The organism is Klebsiella sp. RHBSTW-00484, from assembly GCF_013705725.1.
Classification (GTDB): domain Bacteria; phylum Pseudomonadota; class Gammaproteobacteria; order Enterobacterales; family Enterobacteriaceae; genus Klebsiella.
In genome coordinates this window covers 3,022,998-3,049,453 of sequence record NZ_CP055481.1, presented here as the reverse complement: position 1 = coordinate 3,049,453, position 26,456 = coordinate 3,022,998, and the positions used below count along the sequence as shown (strand labels likewise).

The following is a 26,456-nucleotide window of genomic DNA, read 5'->3' as shown; positions in this document are numbered from 1 at the left end:
CCATCAATTTAACTATCAAAATAAATCTTGAATCACATCAAGGAATTTAAATTTCATCATTGTTGATTTTGAAATATTCATTCAATACTGGTCATGTTTTCTCCTCAATCTGCAAAGGAATCCATCATGACCATACATATTGCCAATGCGCCATGTAGTTGGGGCGTCGATGATCCCAAAAACCCCTATCTGCCACCCTGGTCACAGGTGCTGCAGGAAGCGGCGACCGCGGGCTACAAGAGTATCGAACTGGGGCCATGGAGCTACCTGCCGACTCAGGCTGATGAACTTAGCGCCGCGCTGAGCAAACACGGGCTTTCGCTGGTTGCCGGTACGATCTTTGACGATCTGGTCAGCGAAGAGAACTTCCCGAACATTGTCGAACTGACGCACAACCTCTGCCGCAATCTGTCGCAGGTTCCAACGGCGGAAAAAACGCCCGGAAACTCGTTCCAGCCGCCCTACCTGGTGATCATTGATTTCGGTAATCCGCAACGGGCCAAATACGCCGGACGCAGCGACCTGGCACCACGGCTTTCCCCCACCGACTGGAAGCGGATGATTAGCCACATTGTCACCATCAGCAAACTGGCGTGGCAGGAGTACGGCGTTCGTCCGGTTATCCACCCTCACGCGGGCGGTTGTATCGAATTTGCCGATGAAATAGACCTGCTGGCAACGCAGATCCCGCACGACGTTGCCGGGCTATGCCTTGATACCGGTCATCTCTACTACTCGGGTATGGACCCGATTAGTTGGTTGGATCGCCACTTTGACCGGCTCGACTACCTGCACTTTAAAGATGTCGACCCGGAAGTGTTCGATAGCGTGATTTCCCGCGGTATCGACTTCTTCGCCGCCTGCGCGGAAGGTGTGATGTGCCCGCTTGGCAGCGGCGCTATTGATTATCCGGCGGTTCACGCGTTTCTGGATAAGCGCGGCTATCAGGGCTGGATAACCATCGAACAGGAACGTGACCCGCGCAACGTCGAAGGCAGTTTGCAGGCGGTCACGGAAAGCCTGCGCTACCTGCGCTCCGTCGGATTTTAATCAGGAGATAACCACATGATTAACGGTACAAAACCTGTAGGCCGGTCGTTACGCTGGGGTATGGTTGGCGGCGGCGGAAGCAGCCAGATTGGTTATATTCACCGCTCTGCGGCGCTGCGCGACGGTGCGTTTACCCTGCTGGCAGGCGCATTCGATATTGATGCCCAGCGCGGGCGAGAATTTGGTCAGCAGTTGGGGGTGAGCGCTGAACGTTGCTATCCCGACTATAAAACCCTGTTTCGTGAAGAAGCGGCGCGAGAAGACGGCATTGAAGCTGTTTCCATCGCTACGCCGAACAACACTCATTACGAGATTTGCCGGGCGGCGCTGGAAGCCGGGCTGCATGTAGTCTGCGAAAAACCGCTGTGCTTTACTGGCGAAGAGGCCGATGCGCTGGTGGCGCTTAGCGAAAAACAGCACAAAATCATTGGCGTCACCTATGGCTACGCCGGGCATCAGCTGATTTTGCAGGCCCGAAAGATGATTGAACAAGGGCTACTGGGCGAGATCCGTATCGTCAATATGCAGTTCGCACACGGTTTCCACAATCAGCCTGTAGAGCAGGAAAACCCCAGCACCCGTTGGCGCGTTGATCCGAAATTTGTCGGTCCCAGCTATGTCCTGGGCGACCTGGCCACGCATCCGCTGTTTCTGGCAGAAACCATGGCCCCGAAGCTCAACATCACCCGTCTGATGTGCTCTCGCCAGAGCTTTGTCAAAAGCCGCGCCCCGCTGGAGGATAACGCCCATGTGTTGATGGAATACGACAACGGCGCGATCGGCTCGATGTGGTGCTCGGCGATCAACAGCGGTTCAATGCACGGGCAGAAAGTACGTATCGTCGGTGAAAAAGCCAGCCTGGAGTGGTGGGATGAACAGCCAAACCAGCTGCGCTATGAAATCCAGGGCGAGCCGGTACGTATTCTGGAACGCGGGATGGCCTATCTCGATCCGCTAGCCTTGCAGGACGACAGGATCGGCGGCGGTCATCCCGAAGGGCTGTTTGAGGCCTGGTCGAATCTGTACCGGCGTTTCGCTATCGCCATGGATGCGACCGATCGCCGCGACGCCGCGCTGCTGGAAAACTTCTGGTATCCGGATGCGAAAGCCGGTGCGCTCGGCGTGCATTGGGTGGAGAACTGCGTGCGTTCAGCAGATAACGGCGCCAGTTGGGTTGAGTTTCGTTAATATCGAACCGATAACGGCGACAATCCTGGCGTAGGCCGGGTAAGGCGGCTCGCCGCCACCCGGCAAATTAAAACGTGACAATGTCACTTAAATTCGCCAAATTCACAGCATTGTAATCAAAAAGCGAATGTCGTATAACATTGGCCAAACCGAGGGGTGTCCCGTGAGGGCTGAGATGGCGTAAGCCGAACCCTTTGAACCTGATCTGGGTCATGCCAGCGAAGGGACGGGTTGGCATTTCCGCCAGTTTTGCGCCATTGCCTGTTCACACTTCAGCACGCCCGGATCTCCCCTTAATCAGGAGGTCCTGTGATTCTTCCCGCGTTTACTCAAGGTCTTTACGGTCGTCTGCGTCAGCAGGCCGGTGATGACTGGCAACATTACGTCGCCCATCCCTTTCTGCGCCAACTCGCCGACGGCACCCTGCCCGAACCCGCTTTCCGCCGCTATCTGACCCAGGACTACCTGTTTCTGATCCACTTTGCCCGCAGCTATGCGTTGCTGGTCAGTAAACTGCGTACGCTACCGGAAATGCGTACCGCCGCCGCGTCGATGAACGCCATCCTCGACGAACTCCCGCTGCATGTTGGCTACTGCAACAGCTGGGGGCTGAATGAGGCGACAATGGCTTGCGAACCGGAAGCCGCGGAAACCCTCAACTACACCCGCTACGTGCTGGATATCGGTCATTCCGGCGACGCGCTGGATCTGCTGGCGGCGCTGATGCCCTGCGTTGCCGGATACGCGGAAATCGGCCTCGGTCTGCTGCACGATCCGGCGACTAACCTCACCACTAATCCTTACGCATCCTGGATCCGTAACTACGGTGATGAGGGCTACCTGAACGGCGTTAATGCCGCCATTAGCCTGCTGGAAACGCTCTGGCAACAGCGCGGCGGCGAGGCGCGTTTTGCTGAACTCAGCGCTATTTTTACCACCGCCACGCGGCTGGAAGCTAACTTCTGGCAAATGGGGCTGAATGTCGTCACGGAGCGCCCGGCGTGATTGCACCCGGCATTACGGTGCGCGGTCTGAGCCTGCGCTTCGGTTCGCGGCTGGTTTTCGACAATCTGACGTTTGATATCCCCGGCGGTCAGTGGGTTTCGCTGCTGGGAGCCAGCGGTGCCGGGAAAACCAGCCTGCTGCGCATTCTCTCTGGGCTGGCAAAAGCCACTGCGGGCGAGGTTCACGCCAGCGATGGTCAGCCGATAGCTAAACGGCTGGCGTGGATGGGGCAAAAAGATCTGCTCTACCCCTGGCTAAACGTGCGTGACAACGTCTCCCTCGGCGCGCGTCTGCGCGGGGAACGGGTTGATACCCAGCGGGTTGCGACTTTATTACAGCAGGTTGGCCTTGAGCATTGCGCTAACGACCGCCCGGCCTCGCTCTCCGGCGGTATGCGCCAGCGGGCGGCGCTGGCTCGCACCCTGTATGAAGACCGACCCATTGTGCTGATGGACGAGCCTTTTTCAGCGCTCGATACCATCACCCGCACGAAAATTCAGACGCTGGCCGCCGAGCTGCTGGTGAACCGCACCGTGGTGCTGATTACCCACGATCCGATGGAGGCTTGTCGGCTCAGCCATCGCCTGCTGGTGCTCTCTCCCGCCCCCGGTAATATCGACGATTCACACCGCTTATCCGGCGTTCCGCCGCGTGCACCCGACGATCCTCACCTGCTATCGAGCCAGGCGGAACTATTGCAACAGCTAATAAGGGCTAACGGATGAGCGGGAAACTGTTTCGTGGCTGCGTGGTGTTCTGCGGCCTGCTGCTGCTCTGGTGGTTGGCAAGTCGTAGCGGCATTCCCGCCTTTTTACTTCCATCAACGTCGGCAGTCGGCAATGCGCTATGGGTCAATCGGGCTTATCTCGGCTGGCACTCGCTCATCACATTGAGTGAAATTCTCAGCGGACTGCTGCTTGGCGTCCTGCTCGGCGTGGTTCTGGCGCTGTGCATGATCGTCTCGCCGCGTCTTCAGCGCTGGCTGATGCCGCTGGTATTGACCAGCCAGGCGATCCCGGTCTTTGCCCTCGCCCCGCTGCTGGTGCTGTGGTTTGGCTTCGGCATGAGCGCCAAGGTCATGATGGCGGTGCTGGTGATTTTCTTCCCCGTCACTTCGGCGTTTTTTGATGGTCTGCGGAGGGTCAACAACGACTATCTCGATCTGGCGCGCACCATGGGGGCATCTTTTGGCGCTCAACTGCGCCACGTGCGGATGATGGCGGCGCTCCCGGCGCTCGGTTCCGGCCTGCGGATGGCCGCCGCCGTGGCCCCCATCGGCGCAATTATCGGTGAATGGGTCGGTTCTGCCGAAGGGCTGGGCTACGTCATGCTCAACGCCAACGCCCGCCTGCAAACCGATATCTGTTTTGCCGCCCTGTTTATTTTGGTACTGCTGACAGTCCTGCTGTGGCTGGCGGTGGATGCTTTTTTACACCGGTTGATCAACTGGAAGCCGGAATAACCCTTTCGAAATACAAGGAGTAATGATGCATAAACATATATTCACCGGGATGGCCTTCACCGCGCTGCTCACCGCTCAGGCGTTGGCTAACGAGAAGCTCACCCTGGTGCTGGACTGGTATATCAACCCCGATCATGCGCCGATAATGGTCGCCGAGCAGATTGGCGCGTTTAAAGAAGCGGGCCTGGACGTTAAAATTGTACCACCATCCGACCCGGCGCTGCCGCCACGACTGGTGGCCGCCCGTCAGGCCGACCTGGCAATCACCTATCAGCCACAGGTGCACTTTTTTGCCGATGAAGGACTGCCGCTGGTGCGTGTCGGCACGCTGATTAACTCGCCGCTAAACACGGTCATTGCGCTGGATAAAAACATCAAAACTCCGGCTGACCTGAAAGGTAAAAAAGTCGGTTATTCGGTCAGCGGTATTGAACAGGCGACGCTGGCAACCATGGCGCAGCACGCGCAAATCGATCCCAATAGCATTAAGCTTATCAATGTGAACTTCCAGTTAACCAGTGCCCTGCTGGCCGGTCAGGTTGATGCGGTCATTGGCGGTTACCGTAATATAGAAGCGCTGGAAATTAAGCTTCAGGGGAAAGATCCTGTGGTGATGAACGTCGAGGACTATGGCGTACCGGCCTATGACGAACTGGTGATTGTCGCCAACCGCGATGAAGTTAACGCCCCGAAAATCAAAGCATTCCTCGCCGCGTTGCAAAAAGGCGTCACCTACCTGCGCACCCATCCGCAGGAGACCTGGCTGGCGTTCGCCGCCGCGCATCCGGAGCTCAACACCGAGCTCAATAAGCAGGCATGGCTGAAAACCATTCCTCTGTTTGCTACCAATCCGGCCGAGCTGGATAAACCACGTTATGAAGCTTACGAACAGTTTTTATATAACAACAAGTTGGTGAAAAAAGTCACACCTTTAGCAAATTATGCGCTTGAACTGCATTGATTCATCCTGGTGCTGGCGGAAATTTTTTCGCCAGCAACGTCAGCGAAGCGGTAATAAAAAATGAGAAATTACTTCACTAATAATTACAATTTTAAAGGTCTTTCATCCTTTAAAACACTTCACTTCTATCAATGAGTTACCCCCATTTTTAACAATGTAAAAATAACGTAAAAATACCGCAATCAATAAAACGTTGAATGCGGATTTAAAAAGCCATATATTGTGCCCGCTTTATGCATAGCGATTCAATTTCTTACACCAATTTATTCAACCAGCATTCAACCGTAACGCTGGTTGTGGGAGTGATATGATGACGGATAAAGTCCGTATTGATACTTTAGGCGCAGATTTATTAGATGCAAACAACGATACCTTTTTGGCCCGTCAGGCTGAATTCGAATCGAATGTCAGGAGCTACCCGCGCAAGCTACCCCTTGCGATTACCAAAGCGGAAGGCGTTTGGCTGACCGATGCGGATAACAAACAGTACCTGGACTGCCTTGCCGGCGCCGGTACTCTGGCACTCGGTCACAACCACCCTGATGTGCTGCAGAGCATCCAAAGTGTCATTACCAGCGGCTTGCCGTTACATACTCTCGATCTGACGACTCCGTTAAAAGATCGCTTCTGTGAATACCTGCTCTCCCAGTTACCGGGCGAAGGCAAAGAATACTGCCTGCAGTTCACCGGCCCGACCGGTGCTGACGCCGTGGAAGCGGCGCTGAAGCTGGCGAAAAAATACACCGGCCGTTCTTCCATCATCAGCTTCTCCGGCGGTTACCACGGGATGACCCACGGTGCGCTGTCCGTCACCGGCAACCTGTCACCAAAAGAAGCCGTCAACGGCATGATGCCGGAAGTGCAGTTTATGCCTTATCCGCACCAGTACCGCTGCCCGCTGGGTATCGGCGGTGACGCAGGCGTGAAAGCGCTGACCTACTACTTCGAAAACCTGATCAACGACGTTGAAAGCGGCGTGCGTAAACCGGCTGCGGTGATCCTCGAAGCCGTTCAGGGTGAAGGCGGTGTGAACCCGGCTCCGGTCGAGTGGCTGCAGCGCATCCGTAAAGTGACGCAGGAACACGGCATTCTGCTGATCATCGACGAAGTCCAGGCGGGCTTTGCCCGTACCGGTAAATTCTTCGCCTTTGAACACGCGGGCATTGAGCCGGACATCATCGTGATGTCTAAAGCGGTAGGCGGCGGTCTGCCTATGGCCGTTCTGGGTATCAAGAAGCAGTTCGACGCCTGGGAACCAGGTCACCACACCGGTACCTTCCGCGGTAACCAGCTGGCGATGGCTACCGGCCTGACCACACTGCGTCACCTGAAAGACAACAACATTGCCGATAAAGTCGCCGCCCAGGGCGAGTGGCTGAAAGGCAAACTGGCCGAGATGCAGAAACGTTACCCGGTTATCGGCCACGTGCGCGGTCTGGGCCTGATGATCGGTATCGAGATCGTCAAACCGAACGAAGCGCCGGATCACATGGGTAGCTACCCGGCTGATGGCGAGCTTTCTGCACTGCTGCAGAAGAAATGCTTCGAAGCGGGCCTGATCCTCGAGCGCGGTGGCCGTCACGGCTGCGTACTGCGTCTGCTGCCGTCCCTGCTGATCAGCAACGCGGAACTGGAAATTTTCTTCGACAAATTTGAACAGGCCCTGCTGGCCGCCGGCGTAAAACCGGTCTGAGTGGAGTAAGTGACCGCAATGTCCAAATTGAATCCAATTCTTGCTGGTTCCGCGCAGAGTATTGACGCCTATCAGCAAGCGATTGCTCAGACCAGCCAGGCGGTAGCGCAGTGGCTGCAGCAACCTGAGATGTATCAGGGGAAAAGCGTTGACGAGCTGCGTGAGCGCATCACCCTTGATTTCAACGAACAGGGTCTGGGCAACCAGGCGGCGATTGAACGTGCGATCGAGTACTTCCTGAAAGACAGCCTGTCGGTACACCACCCACAGTGCGTGGCGCACCTGCACTGCCCGAGCCTGGTGATTAGCCAGGCGGCGGAAGTGCTGATTAACGCCACAAACCAGAGCATGGACTCCTGGGACCAAAGCCCGTCAGCGACCATCATCGAGATCAAGCTGATTGAGTGGCTGCGCGCTCAGGTAGGCTACGGCGCTGGCGATGCAGGCGTATTCACCAGCGGCGGCACCCAGAGCAATATGATGGGTCTGATGCTGGCGCGCGATGCCTTTTTCGCACGTATGGGTCATTCCATCCAGCAGGATGGTCTGCCGGGCGATATTCGCCAGTACAAAGTGCTATGTTCTGAAAACGCCCACTTCTCGGTGCAGAAGAATATGGCGCTGATGGGCCTTGGCTACCGTTCCGTGACGCTGGTGAAAACCGACGAATTCGCGCGAATGGACGTTGCGGACCTGAAAGCGAAAATCGCGCAAGCCCAGGCTAACGGCGAGCAGATTATGGCAATCGTCGCCACCGCAGGTACCACCGATGCGGGGGCGATTGACCCGCTGCGGGAAATCGCGACAGTAGCGGCAGAGCATCAGATCTGGCTGCACGTTGACGCAGCCTGGGGCGGCGCACTGCTGATGTCGGAGAAATATCGCGATCGTCTGGACGGTATTGAATTAGTGGATTCCATCACCCTGGATTTCCACAAACAGTTCTTCCAGACCATCAGCTGCGGCGCGTTTTTGTTAAAAGAAGCCCGCCATTATGAGCTGATGCGCTATCAGGCTGCCTATCTGAACTCTGAGTTCGATGAAGAGCACGGCGTGCCAAATCTGGTGTCAAAATCGCTGCAAACCACCCGCCGTTTCGATGCGCTGAAGCTGTGGATGGGTCTTGAGGCGCTGGGCCAGAAGCAGTACGCGGAGATCATCGATCACGGCGTAACGATGGCGCTGAACGTGGCGGATTACATCGAGACGCAGCCGACGCTGGAGCTGGTAATGCAGCCGCAGCTGGCGAGCGTGCTGTTCCGTTCGCGTCCGCAGCAGATGGCGGGCAGCGACGATGCCGCCATCGCCCTGCTCAACCAGCGGGTTGGCGATGCGCTATTGGCCTCCGGTCGTGCGAACGTCGGCGTGACCGAACACAATGGCGTGACCTGCCTGAAGCTGACGCTGCTGAACCCGATCGTCACCTTAGATGACGTGAAGGTGCTGCTGAGCCTGGTAGAACGCACCGCCCAGGAACTGTTGGCGCAGTAAGCTAGTTTCACAATAAACGCTGAAAAGCCGATAATTCACTTTATCGGCTTTTTTGTGCACAGAAAACCTCCAGCTAGGCTGGAGGTTCTGTAAAGCTTTCAGCTTTGAGCCAGTTATAAAAACCCCTTTTGATTTGTTAAAACAGTTTGCGGTCTGGCAACTGCAAACGTTCAACAAGAAATCAAAAGGGGGTCCCAATGAGGGACGAAAAGAGCTTAGCGCACACGCGATGGAACTGTAAATATCACATAGTTTTTGCGCCGAAGTACCGAAGAAAGGTGTTCTACGGGGAAAAGCGCAAAGCGATAGGCAGTATCTTAAGAAAGCTGTGCGAATGGAAAAACGTGAATATTTTGGAAGCAGAATGCTGTGTGGATCACATCCATATGCTTTTGGAAATCCCGCCCAAAATGAGTGTGTCGGGCTTTATGGGATACCTGAAGGGAAAGAGCAGCCTGATGCTTTATGAGCAGTTTGGCGATTTGAAGTTCAAATACCGTAACAGGGAATTCTGGTGCCGAGGGTATTACGTTGATACGGTTGGGAAAAATACAGCCAGGATACAAGAATACATAAAGCACCAGTTGGAAGAGGATAAAATGGGTGAGCAACTCTCGATCCCCTATCCGGGCAGCCCGTTTACGGGCCGTAAGTAATCCATAAATGCAAATGTCAGATCGCGATGCGCCTGTTAGGGCGCGGCTGGCAACAGAGCCTTATAGGCGCATATGAAAAACCTCCGGCTATGCCGGAGGATATTTATTTTTACATTTAAATAAGTGACGTTGTCACTAAAACCTTTGTCAGGCTCTCGCCTCTTGTAACAGCTGCTGGATCATCTTCTCCTGCTGGACGTAGTCTCCTTCGCCAAAAGCCGTATAGCGCAGCTTGCCTTTGGCATCGAACAGATAATGCGCGGGCCAATACTGATTACCAAACGCGTTCCAGATGGCGTAACCGTTATCCGCCACAATAGGGTAAGTCAGTTGCCATTTTGTGACCGCTTCACGCAGCGCGGGCAGCGAACGCTCCCACGGATACTCCGGAGTATGTACGCCCACCACCACCAGCCCGGCAGCGCGATATTTATTCGACCACTCGCGCACGTAGGGCAGCGTATGCTGGCAGTTAATACAATCTCGGGTCCAGAAGTCGATTAACACCACTTTGCCCTTTAGCGAAGCGTTACTGAGCGGCGGACTATTGATCCACGCGCTACCACCTTCCAGTGCAGGCATTTCGCTGGTTGGCTGCGGCGCAACAACCGGCTGTAGAACCGCTTTTTGCTCCGGCTGCGGCAAACCAGCGCTGAGACGCTGCTCCAGCCGTTGCGTCAATCCGTTAGCCCCTTGTAGAAAACTGTCCGCCCCGCGGGCTATCAGCACCACCGATGCCAGCATCGCCACGCCCGCCAGCTGACGCAGGCGTTCGCTAAAAGCCAGACCTTTACGCAAACGCGCAGTCAGCCGGGAGCCGAACAGCCACAACAGAGCCAGCATCAGCGCGCTGCCGCTGCCGTAAGACAGCAGCAGTAATCCGCTAGTGACCGAGCTGCCCTGAATAAATCCAAGGCTGAGGATCGCGCCCAGTACCGGCCCGGCGCACGGTGCCCACAGCAAGCCGGTGGCCAGACCCGCCAGCAGCGCGCCCGCCCCTCCGGCGTGCTGATAGCTGCGCGCGTTAATACGATTACCTAACGCCACCACCGGAGCCGCCAGGCGTTGCGCGGCCTTTGTGGATATCAGGCTCACTCCGACCAGCGCCAAAAACAGCAGCGCCAGCCAGCGTCCGGCAAGCGTCAGGCTCACCACCCAACTGCTGGCAACCGTCACCAGCAGCGAAACGGCGGTAAACATCAGCACCATGCCGCTAAGCATCAGCAGCAGATGAGCCCTTTTACCGCGCACGCTGGCAAAAATTAACGGGATAACCGGCAAGGTACAGGGGCTCAGCAGCGTCAGCATACCGCCGAAAAAAGCAATCAGAATGGACATACACGCTCTCCTCAGATGAGTTAGCTGCCTGAAGCGGCAGCCAACCCATTACAGCAGGCGTATGTATGGCTAAAGTGTCTGAAATCGCGGGAATTTGTCAGCTTAGTTATCTGTAGCGCTCGGGGATACAGAAGGATACAAAGCGGTGGCAAACAGCAGCACCGAGGCCTCCAGACCGCCGCTTGAGCAGTTGCGCAACGTCAGCTTGCCCGCCATCTGACTGGCTAGCTGTGCGGCAATTGCCAGACCCAGCCCAGTGCCGCCGGTATCGCGATTGCGCGAATTCTCCAGCCGATAAAAAGGTTGCAGCACCGCCTCCAGTTGATCATCGGGGATCCCTGGCCCTTCATCGGCAACCTTAATTGTAATATCACCATTTTGCGCATCTTCGAGGCTAACGGTGACGCTATCGCCAAATTTCAGCCCATTATCAATCAGATTGCTCATAATGCGCCGCAGCGCCTGCGGCTGAATCAGCACCGGTCGCTGGATAGCGCCGGGAATAAAGCGCACCGCTTTGCCAACATCAGCATAATCACAGACGATAGTGTCGAGAAAATCATTCAGGTTGAGGCGCTGGCGCGTCTCTTCCAGCGGCTGGGTGGAGCGGGCAAAAGCGATCCCCTCTCTGACCAGGCGGGTCATGTTGTCCAGGTCCTCCAGAAGCTTGTCGCGTAGTTCCGGCCGCTCCGCCATCTCAACCCGCAGCTTCATACGGGTAATTGGCGTTTGCAGATCGTGAGAGATCGCCGCGAGGATCCGCGCCCGCTCCTGTAAATGGTCGTGAATACGCGTCTGCATGGCGTTAAATGCCCGCGCCGCGTGGCGAACTTCAAGCGGCCCTTGTTCTGCCATCACCTCAGGCACATTCATTGCCGGTTCGAGGTGGTCAATGGCGCGGGTGAAACGGGTCATCGGGCGCACCACCTGACGCACGGCGTACCAGGCACAAAACAACAACAGTAAGAATTGTGCGGCCAGTACCACGGGTAGCCAACGGGCGATCGCCGGCAGGCGCGGCCACAAATCAATGGTTAGCGGCGCGCCGTCGTGCAGCGTGACGTGGGCCTGAATATGCTCGCGCGGACCGGGGATCGCCACAATGCTTAGCGGATAAGTGCCGCCGAGCGTTTCTTGCAATGTCCGCACCGCATCACGTACCCGCCAGCTGGTGGGATAGTCGCCGCCTTGCCCCGCCGTAAGCTGATAGCGATAGTTACCGCGTGCCAGCCGCGCCAGCCACTGTGGGCGTTCGGCGGCAGGAAGACGATTAAGGATCGCCACGCTGGTGGCGACATCGTATTCGAGGTTGCCCAGCATCACGCTGCGGGCGCTGCTCATTCGTTCATAAAGTAACAAAGATAGCGTTAAGGCGTTGGCCAGCAGCAGCGCGAGGAAAATCATCACAACCAGTCGGGACTGCAACGATGCGGGCCAAAGCTTCATTCGCGGGCCTCGCGAATCGACACCGGAACCGAGAGCACATAGCCTTCGCTACGGACGGTTTTGATATAGGCCGGTTCGCGGGCATCTTCGCGCAGGCGCTGACGTAAACGGCTCACCAGCAGGTCAATGGAGCGCTCGAACAGTTCGGCATCCCTTCCCTGCGTCAAATTCAGCAGCTGATCGCGATTCAGTACCCGCTGCGGGTGATCGAGGAAAACCCGCAATAACCGATATTCCGCACCGCTTAGCGCAACGATGGTACCGCTGTCATCAAGCAGATGCCTTGCCGAGGTATCCAGCAGCCAGCCGCCAAAGGCGATGAGTCGTCCGGCCTCGGTAATCTGCAAATTTGGCGGCAGCGCCCGGGTGCGGCGCAGAATGGCCTTGATGCGCGCCAGCAGCTCGCGAGCGACAAAGGGCTTCACCAGATAGTCATCGGCACCCATTTCAAGCCCCAGAATTCGGTCGCTGTCGTCGGTTCGCGCGGTCAACATCAGAACCGGAATATCCTGCTGACCGTTGCTGCGCAGTTGGCGACAGAGAATTAAACCGTCGCCGCCGGGCAGCATCAGATCCAGAACGATCAGGTCCACTTGATGCGCGTTGAGTACCGCCCACATCGCTTTGCCGTTGGCGGCCCCCGTCGCGCGATATCCCGACTTTTCCAGATAACCGGTGACCAGCTCACGAATATCGCGGTCATCATCAACAACCAGAATATGATCAATACGTTCCAAAGCAGGCTCCGGTAAAAAAATGCCACTCAAAGAGAATATGCGCTATCGCCGGAAGCGCAACTTCACACCCCGGCGCAGCAGTTACAGATGATCGGCATCGACAACTGCCTGCACGAACGCCTGGGGGGCTTCCTGCGGCGGGTTATGGCCGATATTGCCTTTGAATTCGCGATGCTCGTATTTGCCAGTAAATTTAGCGCGATAGCTTTCAGGTGCCGGGTGCGGTGCACCGTTGTTATCACCTTCGATGGTGATGGTTGGAACGCCAATAGTCGGCAAAGCCGCCAGTTTCTGCTCGTAGTTTGCGTATTTCGCTTCGCCTTTCTCCAGCCCTAAGCGCCAGCGGTAGTTGCTAATGGTCACCGCCACGTGATCGGGGTTATCCAGCGCCTGCGCGCTCTGTGCAAACTGCGTATCGCTAAACTGCCAGCCCGGTGAAGCCTGATGCCAGATAAACTTCGCAAAATCGTGAGTGTTCTGCCGATAGCCCGCCTCACCGCGCGGGGTGGCAAAATAGAACTGATACCACCACGACAGCTCGGCCTGCGGCGGCAGCGGTTTTTCGCCAATTTGCTGGCTGCTAATCAGATACCCGCTCACCGAAACCAGCGATTTCACCCGCTCAGGCCACAGCGCGGCTACGATATCCGCCGTACGTGCGCCCCAGTCAAAACCGGCAAAATCAGCCTGTTTGATATGCAAGGCATCCATCAGATTGACGATATCTTTCGCCATCGCCGAAGGCTGACCGTTGCGCGGCGTTTTCGCTGAAATAAAGCGCGTGGTGCCGTAACCGCGCAGATAAGGCACGATCACCCGGTAGCCCTTCTGCGCCAGCGCCGGGGCGACGGCGGCGTAGCTCTGAATATCATAAGGCCAGCCGTGTAGCAGGATCACCGCTTGCCCGTCGCGCGGGCCGATATCAACATAGCCAATATTGAGATCGCCCGCCTGTATCTGATGCAGAGCGTTAAAGGCGGCGCTGTCCTCCGCCGCGCAGACGCTGGCGGAAACCAGTGAGGAGCAGATTAGCGCCAGGGCGGCATATTTACGGGATAAAAAAGTGGTGTTCATGATGGTTGCCTCTTCATGGTTTGGATGACAGGCCTATCACAACACCGCGATGTATCTGCACTGTGCGCGCAGAGGGGGGATTTTGTCGCACCGTGTATCGTCATTGCGCTCAGATACACGGTGATACAAAACGGAAAAATCAGACGTTATCCGGCGGCAAATAGTTAGCCACAAAACGAGTCAAAATCGCCGATGCCACAGGACTCTCTTCGACTTCACGGCTCAGTTTGTCCGGGTCAACGCCCTCATTACGCAGTACCGCCTGACGATACGCAATCAGCGATCGAGCAATTTCCGGAGTGATTTCCGGGTGGAACTGCGTGGAGACGGCATGCTCGCCATAGCGAACAATCTGGTGCGGATCGTGCCTGGACGAGGCCAGCACCTTCGCCCCTTGCGGCAGTCGGGTCACGGTTTGCATATGCGTCAGATGTGCGCTGAAGGGGGCCGGATGGTCAGCCAGCAGCCTGTCAGTTAATCCATTCGCAGAGAGAGTAACGGTTTTGCTTCCGGCTTCGCGCCCTGCAGGATGGTAATCCACCTCGCCACCAAGGGCGTGCGCCATAAGCTGATGCCCATAGCAAACGCCAAACAGCGGCATCTCAATAGCCATCGCGTCGCGGATCCACCCAGCGGTCATTTCACTCCATGGCAGGCGCTCGGTCACCATATCCCAGGACCCGGTGATCACCGCCACGGTGTGGCTATCCGGCGCGGGAAGCGGTTCCCCGGCAAACACCCGCGCCACGCTGATTTTATTGCGCCACGGCGCGAGCAAATGACCGAACCAGACGGGAAGATCGCCATGGTCAGAGGAGATTTCAACCGGCGGAGTGCCGGTCTGGATAAGAAGTAGCGTATTTCGGCTTAACGACATCAGAACGCCTTTTTCACAACAACACAGAACTCTACTATGAGCAAAAGCGCTAACGGCGGCAAATAACCAATCCGTTAACGCTTATGCTCTGAGTGAATAATGCCCTATTGCGCGTCGGCGCTGTCTACCTGCGGCACCGTCGATTGTGCACCTTGCGCCGCTGGCGTATTCGCCGGGTCAAAAATATGGTCGAGGATCGCGCGTGCCGTTGGCCCGGCAACCACCCCATCGCCGCCACCGTTTTCCAGAATCAGCGCCATCGCTACCTTCGGATGCTGATACGGCGCAAACAGGGTATAGAAAATATGATCGCGCAGGCGTACCGGTATCATTTTGGCGTTATACACCTGATTAGCCTTCAGGCTGAAGACCTGCGAAGTCCCGGATTTCGCCGCAATCTGATACGACGCGGTATGAAACAGCTTATAGCCCGTGCCGTTGGGCTGGTTCGCCATGCCGTACATCCCGTTGCGCACGATTCCCCAATACGGTGAATGCGGGTCGCCAACCTGCGGTAAATTTTGCGGCGGCTGATAGCGCTCGACCTTATTGCCCTGCTTCATAGAGTAAAGCAGATGCGGGTTTTGCACTTTGCCGTTATTGATAAGCGTAGTCAGCGCTTTCACCATCTGAATCGGCGTGGCGATCCAGTAGCCCTGGCCGATACCGACGGAGATAGTGTCCCCTTGATACCACGGTTTTTTATGCACCCGTTGCTTCCATTCCCGGCTCGGCAACACTCCGGCGTACTCTTCGTTAAGATCGATGCCGGTTGATTGGCCATAGCCAAATTTGCTTAACCACTCATGGATACGATCGATGCCCATTTCGAACGCCACCTGGTAGAAAAAGGTATCCGCCGACTCTTCAATCGCTTTGGTGACGTTAAGCATACCGTGACCGCTCTTCAGCCAGTCGCGATAGCGCCGCTGGGTGCCGGGTAACGTCCAGGTCGGCGCGCCGAAGAAAGAAGTTGTTGGGGTGATGACCCCTGCCGACAGCGCCGACAGCGCCATATAGGGTTTAACCGTTGAGGCGGGCGGATACAGCCCCTGGGTTACCCGGTTAATCAGCGGCCGGTCAGTATTATCGAGCAGCGAGCGGTAGGCTTGATAGCCAATACCTCTGACAAATGGGTTTGGGTCATAGCTCGGGCTGGAGACCATTGCCAGCACCCCGCCGTCGCGCGGATCAACGGCTACTACCGCCGCACGCTGCCCCTTCAGCACCGACTCGATATACTGCTGCAAATGCAGATCCAGCGTCAGGTAAATGTTCTTTCCGGCAACCGGCGGCACCTCTTTTAGCAGACGTACCACCCGGCCATGGTTATCCACCTCAACTTCCTGATATCCCGTGGTGCCGTGCAGCGCTTTCTCGTAATAGCCTTCAATGCCCTGCTTGCCGATATTATGGTCAGCGGCGTAGTTCTCTTCTTCGCCCGCTTTCGCCAGCTTTTGCAGGTCACTGTCGTTGATTTTCGAGACATAACCGACAACGTGCGCCAACTCCGCGCCATACGGGTAATCGCGCTGCTGATAGCTATCAACGGTGACGCCGGGGAAATGAAATTCATTGACCGCAAAGCGCGCCACTTCCACGTCGCTGAGATCCGATTTTAAGGTCACCTCTTTGTAGCGGCTGTTGTGGTGCATGTCGTCGCGGAAATCAGCAATATCTTCGGGCGTTAAATCAACAATCGGCGTGAGCTGTTGCAGCAGCGCCGTCATGTCGGCGATTTTGCTCGGGATCACCTGTAAACGGTACAGGGTGATGTTTTGCACCAGCGGAATGCCGTTGCGGTCGAAAATCAGCCCCCGGCTCGGCGCAATGGGCAGCATTTTGATGTCATTCTGATTTGAGCGAGTTTGATAGAAGTCGTGCTGATCTACCTGCAGGCGGTAGAGGTTAATAATCAGTATGGCAAAGCAGACCACCACCAGTAGAAAAGCAATGACAGCACGGCGAATAAATAGCATCTCTTCCGCTGAGTGGTCGCGAATTTCATCTCTCATTAGGGACATTAGCGGTCATTTACCTGGATTACAAAGGGCCTGAAAAGGGAAAAGCGGGGAAGAATAGCGTTATCGACGCGGGAGCCCTACCGAAAGGTTGCTAATGATTTGGCAGAAATGTATCAGTATGTGAGGGATAATAAGTGACAACGTCACACTATTAACCTCTGTTGGCAACGCAACAGAGGTCAATATCCATTACCCGCATACAGAGAGGCCGTCTGCTACCTGCGTGCCTCAAAGGCGATTTTTACCGCCATCCCTGCCAGGACAGTCGCCATCAGCCAGCGCTGAAACTGTTGCCATAAAGGACGTCCAACAAGAAACTGTGAAACCTGCCCGGCCAGCACCACAAGCAGCGCATTGACCGCTACGCTAATTATTGCCTGGGTAAACCCCAGCACCAAAGACTGAGAGAGAATGCTGCCGTGTCCTGGCGTAATAAACTGCGGCAATAAAGAGAGATACATAATGGCGATTTTTGGATTCGCCAGATTGGTCACAAAGCCCATCAAAAACAGTTTGCGGCCGCTATCTGCGGGCAGATCGCGCACCGCAAAGACCGAACGGCCTCCCGGCTTCACCGCCTGCCAGGCCAGATACAGCAAATATGCGACGCCGCTGATACGTAAAATGTCATATGCATAGGGAACGGCGAAGATCAGCGCGCTGATACCGAAGGCGGCGCACAGCATATAAAACACAAAACCCAGCGCTACACCGCCCAGGGAAACCAGCCCGGCCCTTCTTCCCTGGCAAATCGAGCGCGAAATCAGATAGATCATATTCGGCCCCGGCGTCAGTACCAGACCAAGGGCGACAAGAGCAAAGGTTAGCAACGACGAAAACTCAGGCATAGCATATCTCCAGTCAATGAAGTGATGCCCAGGCGCGCGGCGGCTAAAACCATGTTCCCCAACAGTAACCTGTCTTAAGCGCCAGTAACATGGTGCTGAACAGTATGGTCGTGTTCGGCGGCGAGGGGCAACTCACCTGAACAGGTGGGCGCCATCTTTCAGCTGATTTTGTCTTTTTTCGCCGTACTGGAGCGATAGATAAAGAAAAGCGCCAGCCCCAGGCAGATAATCGCCCCCAGCCGTCCAGGCGAAAAAGTGATGGCATCATTTCCCAGCCAGCCAAAGTTATCAATCAGCAGACTCATGGCCAGTTGGCCAAAAATCACCGCCACCGTGGCCGTTGCGGTGCCAATACGCTGTACCGCCAGCACCATAATCACAATATAGGGCACGCCGCAGAATGCGCCCAGAAGCTGCCATTTCGGTACATCCAGCAGCGTAGCCGCCTGACGGGGTTCAAAGTAAAAAATCAGTAGCGCCGTAATCACTCCACCTACCGCAAAAGTGAGAAACGCACTACGGAATACGCCAACCTGGTTGCCTAACCGGCCATTGATCGCAGCCTGCATGCTCAACATTGCGCCGCCAACCAGCGCCAGCAAAATCATTATGCTACTCATGAGATATCCTCAGCTTGTGGCGATTAAAATCAGGGCGACAACGATAAACAGCAGAGCGATAAGCCGCCGACCATCAATTTTACGTTTTGGCGAGCCAAACAATCCGTAATGGTCGATCAGCAGGCTTTTGCATACCTGACCGGCGAGAATGCCAATCATGGTCATGGCGATACCGATAACCGGAACGGCAACGGTTAAGATAACGACGTAAATCGGCCCCAGAATGCCCCCGGTGAGCTGCCAGCCCGGCAAGGAGAAAAATGAAGGGCTTTGTCGTGGGCCAAACAGCAGCATCAGCAGAAACGTCAGCGCGGTTCCAACGCCAAAAATACTGAAAGTGGCCCATAAATCCCCTACCTGCCCGGCCAGCGGCCCTAAAAGACCGGCTTCAACGGACAATCCCATACCGCCGACAATCACCAAAAAAATCAGTAATAACTGCATCGTTGCTACTCGCTTATTGATCAGGCGGCAGAGCATAAAGCAGCGGAGTGATGTAAAAAACGATACAATCAAGGAAACACTATTGCGGATATTGCATTAATGAGTGATTCAGACAATGTGAATTTTCGGGCGCTACAGCTATTTATCGCTGTTTACGACAGCCAGAGTTTTTCAGTAGTCGCACGGCGGGAAGGTGTTTCTCCCTCTATGGTGTCGCGGGTCATCCATCAGCTTGAGGATTCCCTCGGTCAACAGCTGTTTTATCGAAACACCCGCGCAGTGGTGCCAACCGAAGCCGGACGCCTGTTCGCCGCTCATGCCAGAAGCATCAGCGAACAGTTTAGCGCCGCCAGGCGCGATCTTCAGGACCGGAGCCTCCAGCCTGGTGGACTGGTGCGCATCAACGCCCCGGTCTATTTTGGTCAGCGCCATATCGCGCCGTGGCTGCCGGGCCTGACGGAACAGTATCCGCAGATGCAAATTGAACTGGCGCTGACCGATGACTTCATCGACCCTCACCGTGAAGCTACCGATGTTATTTTTCGTATCGGCAGCCTGCCGGACTCCAGCGTTCATGCCAGAGTGCTTGGTATGCAGCACCACTACCTGGTTGCAGCCCCGGAATATCTACAACGGCGCAGCATTCCGGAGACGCCAGAGGATCTTCGCCAACACAACACGCTGGTCTACAGCGGTTCAAACGGACCTAATCGCTGGCTGTTCCGCCTTGCGGATGGAGAATGGGTGCACTATCCGCAAACTCCGCAGCTGGCCTCAAACAATGCCGATGCGTTGCTAACCTCTGCGCTGGGCGGTATGGGCGTGGTGCTATTTCCCGACTGGATGGTGAATGAAGCGATTGGCGAAGGAAGGCTTATTAAACTGATGACCGATTATACCGCCGCTATCAGCAGTACGCCTTCGCCGGTTTCCGCCATTTACCCTCACGCCCGGCATCCCTCACTAAACGTGCGCGCGGTGATTGACTATTTTATCGACGCTTTTGGTACGCCTTTATACTGGCAGCGCTAAGCGGTTATACGCACTAAAATTGTCATAACTCAAACAATTAGCATTCGGCGATGACGAAAGCACTTTAACGTTTCCTTTACCCCTTTGTTACGACTATGGTTATTACACTGGTTTTGATAACCAACCGTTTAACAACAATAATTGCGCGGTTTTTATAATAGTAATTGAACGGAAATAGCTATTAAATCCGTAGACTCATTCAAATATCGCTTATTGGTAGCAGTGTATATCGTAATGGCATTCACAAAAGCAAACGGAGCCTGATATGAGCACGTCAAACGATCCTTCGAACACCCCATCGGCAGGGAAATGCCCTTTCCACGCCGAAACGCCAACGCAGAGCGCCGGTGGTGGTACCGGCAACCGCGACTGGTGGCCAAACCAACTACGTGTGGACCTGCTAAATCAGCACTCCAATCGATCGAACCCGCTGGGTGAAAATTTTAACTACCGGGAAGAATTCAAAAAACTCGACTATTCAGCGCTGAAAGCCGATATCCGCGCCGTGTTGACCGACTCGCAGGAGTGGTGGCCAGCAGACTGGGGCAGCTATATTGGGTTGTTTATTCGTATGGCCTGGCACGGCGCCGGTACTTACCGTACCGTTGACGGACGCGGCGGCGCGGGCCGTGGTCAGCAGCGCTTTGCGCCGCTGAACTCCTGGCCAGATAACGTCAGCCTGGATAAAGCCCGTCGCCTGCTATGGCCGGTGAAACAGAAATATGGTCAGAAAATTTCCTGGGCCGACCTGTATATGCTCGCAGGCAACGTGGCGCTGGAAAACTCCGGTTTCCGTACCTTTGGTTTCGGTGCCGGTCGTGAAGATGTGTGGGAACCTGATCTGGATGTTGACTGGGGGAACGAAACCGAGTGGCTGGCGCATCGCCATCCGGAAAGCCTGAATAAGCAAGCCATTGGCGCCACCGAGATGGGTCTGATCTACGTTAACCCGGAAGGGCCTAACGCCAGCGGTGACCCGCTCTCCGCAGCCTCTGCGATTCGCGCCACCTTTGGCAATATGGCGATGGACGATGAAGAGATCGTCGCGCTGATCGCCGGGGGCCATACGCTGGGTAAAACGCACGGTTCCGCAGTGACCACCCACGTTGGCGCCGAGCCGGAAGCGGCACCAATCGAAGCACAGGGCCTAGGCTGGGCGAACAGCTACGGCAGCGGTGCGGGCGCGGATGCCATCACCTCCGGCCTGGAAGTGGTCTGGACGCAAACCCCGACCCAGTGGAGCAACTACTTCTTCGAAAACCTGTACAAATATGAGTGGGTACAGACCCGCAGCCCGGCTGGCGCAATTCAGTTTGAAGCGCAGGACGCTCCGGAGATTATTCCTGACCCGTTTAATCCGGATAAAAAACGTAAGCCGACGATGCTGGTCACCGACCTGACGCTGCGCTTCGACCCGGAATTCGATAAGATTTCCCGCCGTTTCCTTAACGATCCGCAGGCCTTTAACGAAGCCTTTGCCCGCGCGTGGTTCAAACTGATCCACCGCGATATGGGGCCGAAATCCCGTTACATGGGCCCGGAAGTACCGAAAGAAGACCTGATCTGGCAAGACCCGTTACCGGCAGCCATCCACGCTCCGACCCCTGCCGATATCGCCACGCTGAAAACCGCCATTGCCGAGGCAGGCCTGTCGGTCAGTGAACTGGTTTCCGTTGCCTGGGCATCAGCGTCCACCTTCCGTGGTGGCGATAAGCGCGGCGGTGCCAACGGCGCGCGTCTGGCGCTGGAGCCGCAGAAATCCTGGACAGTCAACACCATTGCCTCCCGCGTTCTGCCGACGCTACAAGCGATTCAGAAAGCGTCGGGCAAAGCGTCATTGGCCGATATCATCGTGCTGGCAGGCGTAGTTGGTATTGAGCAAGCCGCTGCCGCTGCGGGCGTACGGGTAAACGTACCGTTTGCGCCTGGCCGCGTTGATGCGCGTCAGGATCAGACCGATGTTGAAGCGATGGACCTGTTGCAACCATTGGCCGATGGCTTCCGTAACTATCGTCGCGTTGAAGGCGGTGTTTCAACAGAGACCTTGCTGATCGATAAAGCACAGCAGCTAACCCTGACGGCTCCGGAAATGACCGTTCTGGTCGGTGGTCTGCGTGCGCTGGGAGCGAACTTTGATGGCAGCCAGCACGGCGTGTTTACCGACCGTGTGGGCGTGTTGAGCAATGATTTCTTCGCCAATCTGCTCAGTATGGGCACCGTCTGGAAAGCCGTGGACGAGCAATCTGAGCTGTTTGTCGGTCGTGACCGTAAGAGCGGCGAAGAAAAATACACTGCGACCCGCGTTGATCTGGTATTTGGTTCCAACTCCGTGCTTCGTGCGCTGGCGGAAGTTTATGCCAGCAGCGATGCGCAGCAGAAATTTGTCACCGATTTCGTGGCAGCATGGACCAAAGTGATGAATCTGGATCGCTTCGATCTGTAATCCCTTCCCCGACGGGCTTCGCGCCTGTCGGGGTTCTCTCTCGCCCTATTTCCATCAGTCGGTTCACGGCAACTTTTGCAAAATACTCGCCATGATCACCGTAAAATTCCGCACATCTGTTTTAACGTTAAACGCAGGGTTTATCGCTTTGCGGCCAATGAAGCCATCAATAAGCGCGAAAATGGTCATTGTGGCCTCTTCCGCGTCAACAAGTGGACTAAACTCTCCAGCTGCGACGCCTTTGCGGATAATGTCGGCCACGCCCTCGCGCATAACCTTGTCGCTGGCAGAAAAAGCCGCGCGCAGATGCTCCTTTCTGGCCGACTCCGCAATGATCTCCACCCACAGTTGATGAGATGACGGATAGCCCACTTCCTCTATGCACGAGGTCGCGAGACTGCAAATCTGCTCAAAGCAGGAGCCGTGAAACTGCTCCTGATGCTTTGCCAGCGCTGATTTCTGCTCTTCAAAGATGATCGCTTCAATCAGCTCATCTTTGCCTTTGAAATAGGTATACATCGCCCCGAGGCTAATCCCTGCACGCTGAGCAATCTCCCGCACGCTGGTGGTGTTAAAGCCCTTTTCAGCAAAGCAGGCCGCCGCCGCGACGATCAGTTTATGGTACGTTTCTGAATCTTTTGACATTTTTACAACCTCCAGCGATGGGCGATTTTAGCCTCTTTTGCGCGGGACTGGCTAGACGTTGTACCGTGATACTTGCGCAAACTTCAGCTGAGAGATAGAGTGAATGAACGTTCGTTCATTTTTGTATTCACATCTGAACCGAGGACTTCATGACTCACTCAACTCACGATAATCTCCGTCTGATCTTCCCGCAATGGCAAGGCGGCAACAACGCGCCCTACTATTTTGGTTCCCAGCTTCTTGCCTGGCTGGCTCCCGCATCGCAGGGGCCGGTTGCTGAAGTCGCCGTCACGCCGCCATCCGATAAACCGCTGGTGAATGAAAACGGGATTGTGGGACGTCGCCAGGTTGTTGCCCAGTTGCGTGATGCGCAGGAGAAAATCGCCGCGCACCGTCCACAAACCATTGTGACGCTGGGTGGCGATTGTCTGGTCTCACTGGCGCCGTTCGCTTATCTCACTGAGAAATATGGCGATAAACTTGGCATCCTGTGGATTGACTCGCACCCGGACGTGATGACCCCGGCACAATATCCGCACTCTCATGCTCACGTTCTTGGCGCGCTGATGGGCGTGGGCGACAACGAGCTGACTCGCGACGTTAAAACGCCTCTATCGCCGCTTAAGGCGATGATTGCCGGTATTCACAGCCCGCTGGAATATGAAGCACAGTTTCTTGCCGACCACGCTATCGCGACCTGCGATCCGCAAGCGGTGAGAGACGGCGCTCAGGCGGTAAGTGACTGGATAACCCGCGAAGGTATTGAATATCTGGCTGTCCATCTTGACCTTGATGTGCTTAACCCCGAGCTATTCCGCTCGGTGCTCTTCGCCAGACCGGGACGCGGGGAACACGATTTTGGTGATGTGGCTGAGGGTAAACTGACAATGCCCGAGGTGGTTACCTTAGTTAATCAGGCCTGCGCGCTGGCCGCTCCTGTAGGGCTTACCGTCGCGGAACATCTGCCCTGGGACGCAATAAACCTTAAGCAGATGCTTGCCGAATTACCACTTCTCAAATGATTGCCGTTCCCCTGATATCCTCAGGGGAACACGGCCTACTCCCTGATGGGGATACCGTCATGAAATTCATTGAATAATCAATTAAATAAGAACTCTGAATAACGGAATCTGGCAACGCTTAATGATTGACACCAATCGTTATATATTGACATATACAGCGATCATCCCTACCCTTAATCATCATACAATTATAATTCGTACCCTTCAGACGGAGACGTGAGTCGCTCTCGCCTCATTCCACTTTCACCAGTCTGAAATTAAAACTCATGCGCTTAACGAAACTCGCTTTATTGACCGGGGTTATTCCCTGCACCTCATTGTTTATGGCGATTACCGCCCATGCCGAAGAAACCATGGTGGTCAGCGCCGCGCCGCAGGCCAACGCAGAATCTCTTGATGACAATACCCCTGCTGCACAAAAGCAGGCGACGCTGGGTAACCTCGGCAAACGCAAGCTTCTCGATGTACCGTGGGCGGTACAAACCATGTCGGATTCTCTGATTCGCCAGCAGCAGCTCGGCAGCGTTAAAGACGTTTACCGCTATATGCCTTCCGTACAGGGCGAAGGCGTGCGCCCGCAAACCCGCGGCATGCAGGGTAGCGTAGTACAAAACAGTATGATTGACGGCCTTAACGTGGTCTCAACCACCGAATACCCGGCGGAGCAGTTCCAGCGTATCGAGGTGTTGAACGGTATGGCGGGCGCGCTGTACGGGCCGGCTAACCCAGCGGGGATGTTTAACCTGGTATCAAAGCGGCCAACCGATGTTCCGCTGCGTCGGGTAACCGTCGGTGGCGGCACGGGTTCGGGTTCCAACGCAGCGCTGGATCTGAGCGGACCACTGGATGCTGGTGACCGGGTTAAATATCGTCTCAACCTGATGGATCAGGACGGCAGCGGCTATACCCACGGCAGCCGCCAGCGCAATCAGTATGCCGGGCTGGCGCTGGATTTTCAGCTGACCGATAAAACCGTGCTTGAGAGCAACTTCAGCTACTATCACTTCTATCAAAAAGGGATGCCCGGCAGCTTTGCTCTCGCCAAAGGCACCCATTTCCCGTCGGCATTGGACCCAACGAAAGACAAATATGGCCAGTATTACGCCGGGAATGATGACACCACCACCACCGGTAGCCTGCATATCAAACATGACTTTGACGGCAACTGGCTGCTGGATGTTGGCGTGCTGCGTCAGATTGCCGATCGCGAATCCACCGCCGTCACCAATACGCTCACCGATAATAAAGGCAACTACACCACCACGACTGCCAACTCTGCCGCCAGCCGTTTTACGATCAACAGCTATCTGGCGAACCTCACCGGCAGCGTGGAGACCGGCTGGCTACAGCACGATCTGGCGTTCGGCATGCGCGGTTTTGTGTGGAAAAACTATAACCCGCGCAGCGGCGGCACCCAGACGCTGGGCAGTTCCTCGCTGAACGATAATCCGACGTTTGAGCGCCCAAATTATCCTGATTTTACCGACCGCTATCATTCAGCCACTACCACCCAGCACGTGTTTCTGCTGAGCGATACGCTGACCTTTAACCCGCAGTGGAGCCTGCTGCTTTCCGGCAGCGAAAACCTGTTTACCGTCAGCAACTATAACAAAAGCAGCCAGCGCAGCAGCAAAAGCGATGATAACGGCGTCAGCGGCTCCGCCAGCCTGATGTATAAACCGATTGATAACGTCACCCTCTATACCACCTGGGCCAACAGCATGCAGCAAGGCGATAGCGCGCCAACCGGTGCTAATAATGCCGGTGAAGTGCTCGACCCCTACCGCAGCCACCAGATTGAAATCGGTGCCAAATATGCCCCGACACAGGATTTGCTGCTAAGCACCGCGCTATTTCAGGCTGAACGTCCGTTTGCTTATACCAACAGCAACGGCGATTTCGCTCAGGACGGTACGCAGAAAAACCGCGGGATCGAGCTGATGGCCGATGGTCACGTCACCCGTAATCTGCGCCTGTTTGGCGGTGCGACCTGGCTTGACCCACGCCTGCATGATACCTCAAGCGCCAACGCGGATGATAAACAGGTCGTTGGTTTGCCGCGCTTCACCGCCAACATGCTGGCGGTTTACAGCATCCAGCAGCTGCCGGGCCTCGACGTGAATGGCAACATTCATTACGTTGGCCGCCGCGCGACCGATAACGCCAACGACAGCTGGGTCGGCAGCTATACCACCGTCGATCTCGGCAGCAACTATCGCACCCGGTTGTTCAATACCGACACCACCTTTAGGTTAGCAGTCACTAACATCACCAATCGTCACTACTGGGCCAATATCGTTCCCGGCGCGTTAACCGGCTATACCGGTGCGGGATACGCTAGCGCGCAATTAGGCGCGCCGCGTGAAGCGACGGTCTCAGTGCAGTTCAACTTCTAAGGAG

23 protein-coding genes and 2 riboswitches are annotated in these 26,456 nt (G+C 55.6%); of the genes, 13 read left to right on the top strand and 10 right to left on the bottom strand.

Going from position 1 to position 26,456, the window contains the following annotated elements:
• Window positions 1–126 precede the first annotated feature (126 nt).
• From HV213_RS14490 to tnpA, 9 genes are all read left to right on the top strand, one after another.
• A complete protein-coding gene (locus HV213_RS14490; protein ID WP_181486208.1) occupies window positions 127–1,050 on the top strand; it encodes a TIM barrel protein in 924 nt (307 codons plus the stop codon).
• A gap of 15 nt (window positions 1,051–1,065) precedes the next feature.
• On the top strand, window positions 1,066–2,238 hold the full coding sequence (locus tag HV213_RS14485; RefSeq protein ID WP_181486207.1) for a Gfo/Idh/MocA family protein: 1,173 nt from the start codon (window positions 1,066–1,068) through the stop codon (window positions 2,236–2,238).
• 142 nt (window positions 2,239–2,380) lie between these two features.
• Window positions 2,381–2,482, top strand: a riboswitch (TPP riboswitch).
• 65 nt (window positions 2,483–2,547) lie between these two features.
• Entirely contained in the window at window positions 2,548–3,243 is a 696-nt protein-coding gene (locus tag HV213_RS14480; RefSeq protein ID WP_181486206.1) for a TenA family protein, read from the top strand.
• Window positions 3,240–3,968: an ABC transporter ATP-binding protein gene (locus HV213_RS14475; protein WP_181486205.1), complete on the top strand. Its 729-nt coding sequence runs from the start codon at window positions 3,240–3,242 to the stop codon at window positions 3,966–3,968. The genes HV213_RS14480 and HV213_RS14475 overlap by 4 nt, the downstream gene beginning before the upstream one ends.
• Window positions 3,965–4,705: an ABC transporter permease gene (locus tag HV213_RS14470; RefSeq protein ID WP_181486204.1), complete on the top strand. Its 741-nt coding sequence runs from the start codon at window positions 3,965–3,967 to the stop codon at window positions 4,703–4,705. The genes HV213_RS14475 and HV213_RS14470 overlap by 4 nt, the downstream gene beginning before the upstream one ends.
• 25 nt (window positions 4,706–4,730) lie before the next feature.
• The gene (locus tag HV213_RS14465; protein WP_181486418.1) at window positions 4,731–5,666 is read left to right on the top strand and encodes an ABC transporter substrate-binding protein; all 936 of its coding nucleotides are present in this window, start codon (window positions 4,731–4,733) and stop codon (window positions 5,664–5,666) included.
• A 307-nt stretch (window positions 5,667–5,973) separates the two neighbouring features.
• The gene (locus HV213_RS14460; protein WP_181486203.1) at window positions 5,974–7,359 is read left to right on the top strand and encodes a diaminobutyrate--2-oxoglutarate transaminase; all 1,386 of its coding nucleotides are present in this window, start codon (window positions 5,974–5,976) and stop codon (window positions 7,357–7,359) included.
• Window positions 7,360–7,368: 9 nt separating this feature from the next.
• The gene (locus HV213_RS14455) at window positions 7,369–8,850 is read left to right on the top strand and encodes a pyridoxal phosphate-dependent decarboxylase family protein (protein WP_181486202.1); all 1,482 of its coding nucleotides are present in this window, start codon (window positions 7,369–7,371) and stop codon (window positions 8,848–8,850) included.
• Between the two features lie 197 nt (window positions 8,851–9,047).
• The gene (tnpA, locus tag HV213_RS14450; protein WP_141132629.1) at window positions 9,048–9,506 is read left to right on the top strand and encodes an IS200/IS605-like element IS1541B family transposase; all 459 of its coding nucleotides are present in this window, start codon (window positions 9,048–9,050) and stop codon (window positions 9,504–9,506) included.
• Between the two features lie 147 nt (window positions 9,507–9,653).
• On the opposite strand, the gene HV213_RS14445 is transcribed toward tnpA, so the two are convergent.
• From HV213_RS14445 to HV213_RS14405, 9 genes are all read right to left on the bottom strand, one after another.
• The gene (locus tag HV213_RS14445; protein WP_181486201.1) at window positions 9,654–10,844 is read right to left on the bottom strand and encodes a cytochrome c biogenesis protein/redoxin; all 1,191 of its coding nucleotides are present in this window, start codon (window positions 10,842–10,844) and stop codon (window positions 9,654–9,656) included.
• Window positions 10,845–10,946: 102 nt separating this feature from the next.
• A complete protein-coding gene (locus HV213_RS14440; protein WP_181486200.1) occupies window positions 10,947–12,290 on the bottom strand; it encodes an ATP-binding protein in 1,344 nt (447 codons plus the stop codon).
• Window positions 12,287–13,027 (bottom strand): response regulator, encoded by a 741-nt coding sequence (locus tag HV213_RS14435; protein ID WP_181486199.1) that lies wholly within the window; start codon window positions 13,025–13,027, stop codon window positions 12,287–12,289. The genes HV213_RS14440 and HV213_RS14435 overlap by 4 nt, the downstream gene beginning before the upstream one ends.
• Window positions 13,028–13,108: 81 nt before the next feature.
• Window positions 13,109–14,101, bottom strand: a complete 993-nt coding sequence (locus HV213_RS14430) for an alpha/beta fold hydrolase (protein WP_181486198.1) — start codon at window positions 14,099–14,101, stop codon at window positions 13,109–13,111.
• Between the two features lie 139 nt (window positions 14,102–14,240).
• On the bottom strand, window positions 14,241–14,978 hold the full coding sequence (locus tag HV213_RS14425) for a glutamine amidotransferase (protein WP_181486197.1): 738 nt from the start codon (window positions 14,976–14,978) through the stop codon (window positions 14,241–14,243).
• Between the two features lie 104 nt (window positions 14,979–15,082).
• On the bottom strand, window positions 15,083–17,002 hold the full coding sequence (mrdA, locus tag HV213_RS14420) for a penicillin-binding protein 2 (RefSeq protein WP_181486196.1): 1,920 nt from the start codon (window positions 17,000–17,002) through the stop codon (window positions 15,083–15,085).
• Window positions 17,003–17,217: 215 nt separating this feature from the next.
• Window positions 17,218–17,850 (bottom strand): LysE family translocator, encoded by a 633-nt coding sequence (locus HV213_RS14415; protein WP_181486195.1) that lies wholly within the window; start codon window positions 17,848–17,850, stop codon window positions 17,218–17,220.
• A 19-nt stretch (window positions 17,851–17,869) separates the two neighbouring features.
• Window positions 17,870–17,949: riboswitch (ZMP/ZTP riboswitch) on the bottom strand.
• Window positions 17,950–18,008: 59 nt separating this feature from the next.
• On the bottom strand, window positions 18,009–18,470 hold the full coding sequence (locus tag HV213_RS14410; RefSeq protein ID WP_181486194.1) for a DMT family transporter: 462 nt from the start codon (window positions 18,468–18,470) through the stop codon (window positions 18,009–18,011).
• A 9-nt stretch (window positions 18,471–18,479) separates the two neighbouring features.
• Window positions 18,480–18,914, bottom strand: coding sequence for a DMT family transporter (locus HV213_RS14405; protein WP_181486193.1), 435 nt, complete (start codon window positions 18,912–18,914; stop codon window positions 18,480–18,482).
• Window positions 18,915–19,013: 99 nt separating this feature from the next.
• Between HV213_RS14405 and HV213_RS14400 the strand changes: the two genes are divergently transcribed.
• Together HV213_RS14400 and katG are read left to right on the top strand one after the other, a co-directional pair.
• Window positions 19,014–19,946 carry a LysR family transcriptional regulator gene (locus HV213_RS14400; RefSeq protein ID WP_181486192.1) on the top strand — a complete coding sequence of 311 codons (933 nt, stop codon included), beginning with the start codon at window positions 19,014–19,016 and terminating at the stop codon, window positions 19,944–19,946.
• A gap of 265 nt (window positions 19,947–20,211) precedes the next feature.
• The gene (gene katG, locus HV213_RS14395) at window positions 20,212–22,389 is read left to right on the top strand and encodes a catalase/peroxidase HPI (protein ID WP_181486191.1); all 2,178 of its coding nucleotides are present in this window, start codon (window positions 20,212–20,214) and stop codon (window positions 22,387–22,389) included.
• A 63-nt stretch (window positions 22,390–22,452) separates the two neighbouring features.
• Here the strand turns inward: katG and HV213_RS14390 are convergent, their stop codons facing one another.
• Window positions 22,453–23,034: a TetR/AcrR family transcriptional regulator gene (locus HV213_RS14390; RefSeq protein WP_181486190.1), complete on the bottom strand. Its 582-nt coding sequence runs from the start codon at window positions 23,032–23,034 to the stop codon at window positions 22,453–22,455.
• 149 nt (window positions 23,035–23,183) lie between these two features.
• On the opposite strand from HV213_RS14390, the gene HV213_RS14385 reads away from it, so the two are divergent.
• Together HV213_RS14385 and HV213_RS14380 are read left to right on the top strand one after the other, a co-directional pair.
• Complete coding sequence (locus HV213_RS14385) at window positions 23,184–24,056, top strand: arginase family protein (RefSeq protein WP_181486189.1); 873 nt, start codon at window positions 23,184–23,186, stop codon at window positions 24,054–24,056.
• A gap of 266 nt (window positions 24,057–24,322) precedes the next feature.
• Window positions 24,323–26,452 carry a TonB-dependent receptor gene (locus HV213_RS14380; RefSeq protein WP_181486188.1) on the top strand — a complete coding sequence of 710 codons (2,130 nt, stop codon included), beginning with the start codon at window positions 24,323–24,325 and terminating at the stop codon, window positions 26,450–26,452.
• Window positions 26,453–26,456: the final 4 nt, after the last annotated feature.

Excerpts from the sequence above, each read along its gene's own strand:
- HV213_RS14490 (WP_181486208.1), top strand. The coding sequence starts at position 127 with ATGACCATACATATTGCCAATGCGCCATGTAGTTGGGGCGTCGATGAT.
- HV213_RS14485 (WP_181486207.1), top strand. The coding sequence starts at position 1,066 with ATGATTAACGGTACAAAACCTGTAGGCCGGTCGTTACGCTGGGGTATG.
- HV213_RS14470 (WP_181486204.1), top strand. The coding sequence starts at position 3,965 with ATGAGCGGGAAACTGTTTCGTGGCTGCGTGGTGTTCTGCGGCCTGCTG.
- HV213_RS14465 (WP_181486418.1), top strand. The coding sequence starts at position 4,731 with ATGCATAAACATATATTCACCGGGATGGCCTTCACCGCGCTGCTCACC.
- HV213_RS14460 (WP_181486203.1), top strand. The coding sequence starts at position 5,974 with ATGATGACGGATAAAGTCCGTATTGATACTTTAGGCGCAGATTTATTA.
- tnpA (WP_141132629.1), top strand. The coding sequence starts at position 9,048 with ATGAGGGACGAAAAGAGCTTAGCGCACACGCGATGGAACTGTAAATAT.
- HV213_RS14445 (WP_181486201.1), bottom strand. The coding sequence starts at position 10,844 with ATGTCCATTCTGATTGCTTTTTTCGGCGGTATGCTGACGCTGCTGAGC.
- HV213_RS14440 (WP_181486200.1), bottom strand. The coding sequence starts at position 12,290 with ATGAAGCTTTGGCCCGCATCGTTGCAGTCCCGACTGGTTGTGATGATT.
- HV213_RS14430 (WP_181486198.1), bottom strand. The coding sequence starts at position 14,101 with ATGAACACCACTTTTTTATCCCGTAAATATGCCGCCCTGGCGCTAATC.
- HV213_RS14425 (WP_181486197.1), bottom strand. The coding sequence starts at position 14,978 with ATGTCGTTAAGCCGAAATACGCTACTTCTTATCCAGACCGGCACTCCG.
- mrdA (WP_181486196.1), bottom strand. The coding sequence starts at position 17,002 with ATGTCCCTAATGAGAGATGAAATTCGCGACCACTCAGCGGAAGAGATG.
- HV213_RS14415 (WP_181486195.1), bottom strand. The coding sequence starts at position 17,850 with ATGCCTGAGTTTTCGTCGTTGCTAACCTTTGCTCTTGTCGCCCTTGGT.
- HV213_RS14410 (WP_181486194.1), bottom strand. The coding sequence starts at position 18,470 with ATGAGTAGCATAATGATTTTGCTGGCGCTGGTTGGCGGCGCAATGTTG.
- HV213_RS14405 (WP_181486193.1), bottom strand. The coding sequence starts at position 18,914 with ATGCAGTTATTACTGATTTTTTTGGTGATTGTCGGCGGTATGGGATTG.
- HV213_RS14400 (WP_181486192.1), top strand. The coding sequence starts at position 19,014 with ATGAGTGATTCAGACAATGTGAATTTTCGGGCGCTACAGCTATTTATC.
- katG (WP_181486191.1), top strand. The coding sequence starts at position 20,212 with ATGAGCACGTCAAACGATCCTTCGAACACCCCATCGGCAGGGAAATGC.
- HV213_RS14390 (WP_181486190.1), bottom strand. The coding sequence starts at position 23,034 with ATGTCAAAAGATTCAGAAACGTACCATAAACTGATCGTCGCGGCGGCG.
- HV213_RS14385 (WP_181486189.1), top strand. The coding sequence starts at position 23,184 with ATGACTCACTCAACTCACGATAATCTCCGTCTGATCTTCCCGCAATGG.
- HV213_RS14380 (WP_181486188.1), top strand. The coding sequence starts at position 24,323 with ATGCGCTTAACGAAACTCGCTTTATTGACCGGGGTTATTCCCTGCACC.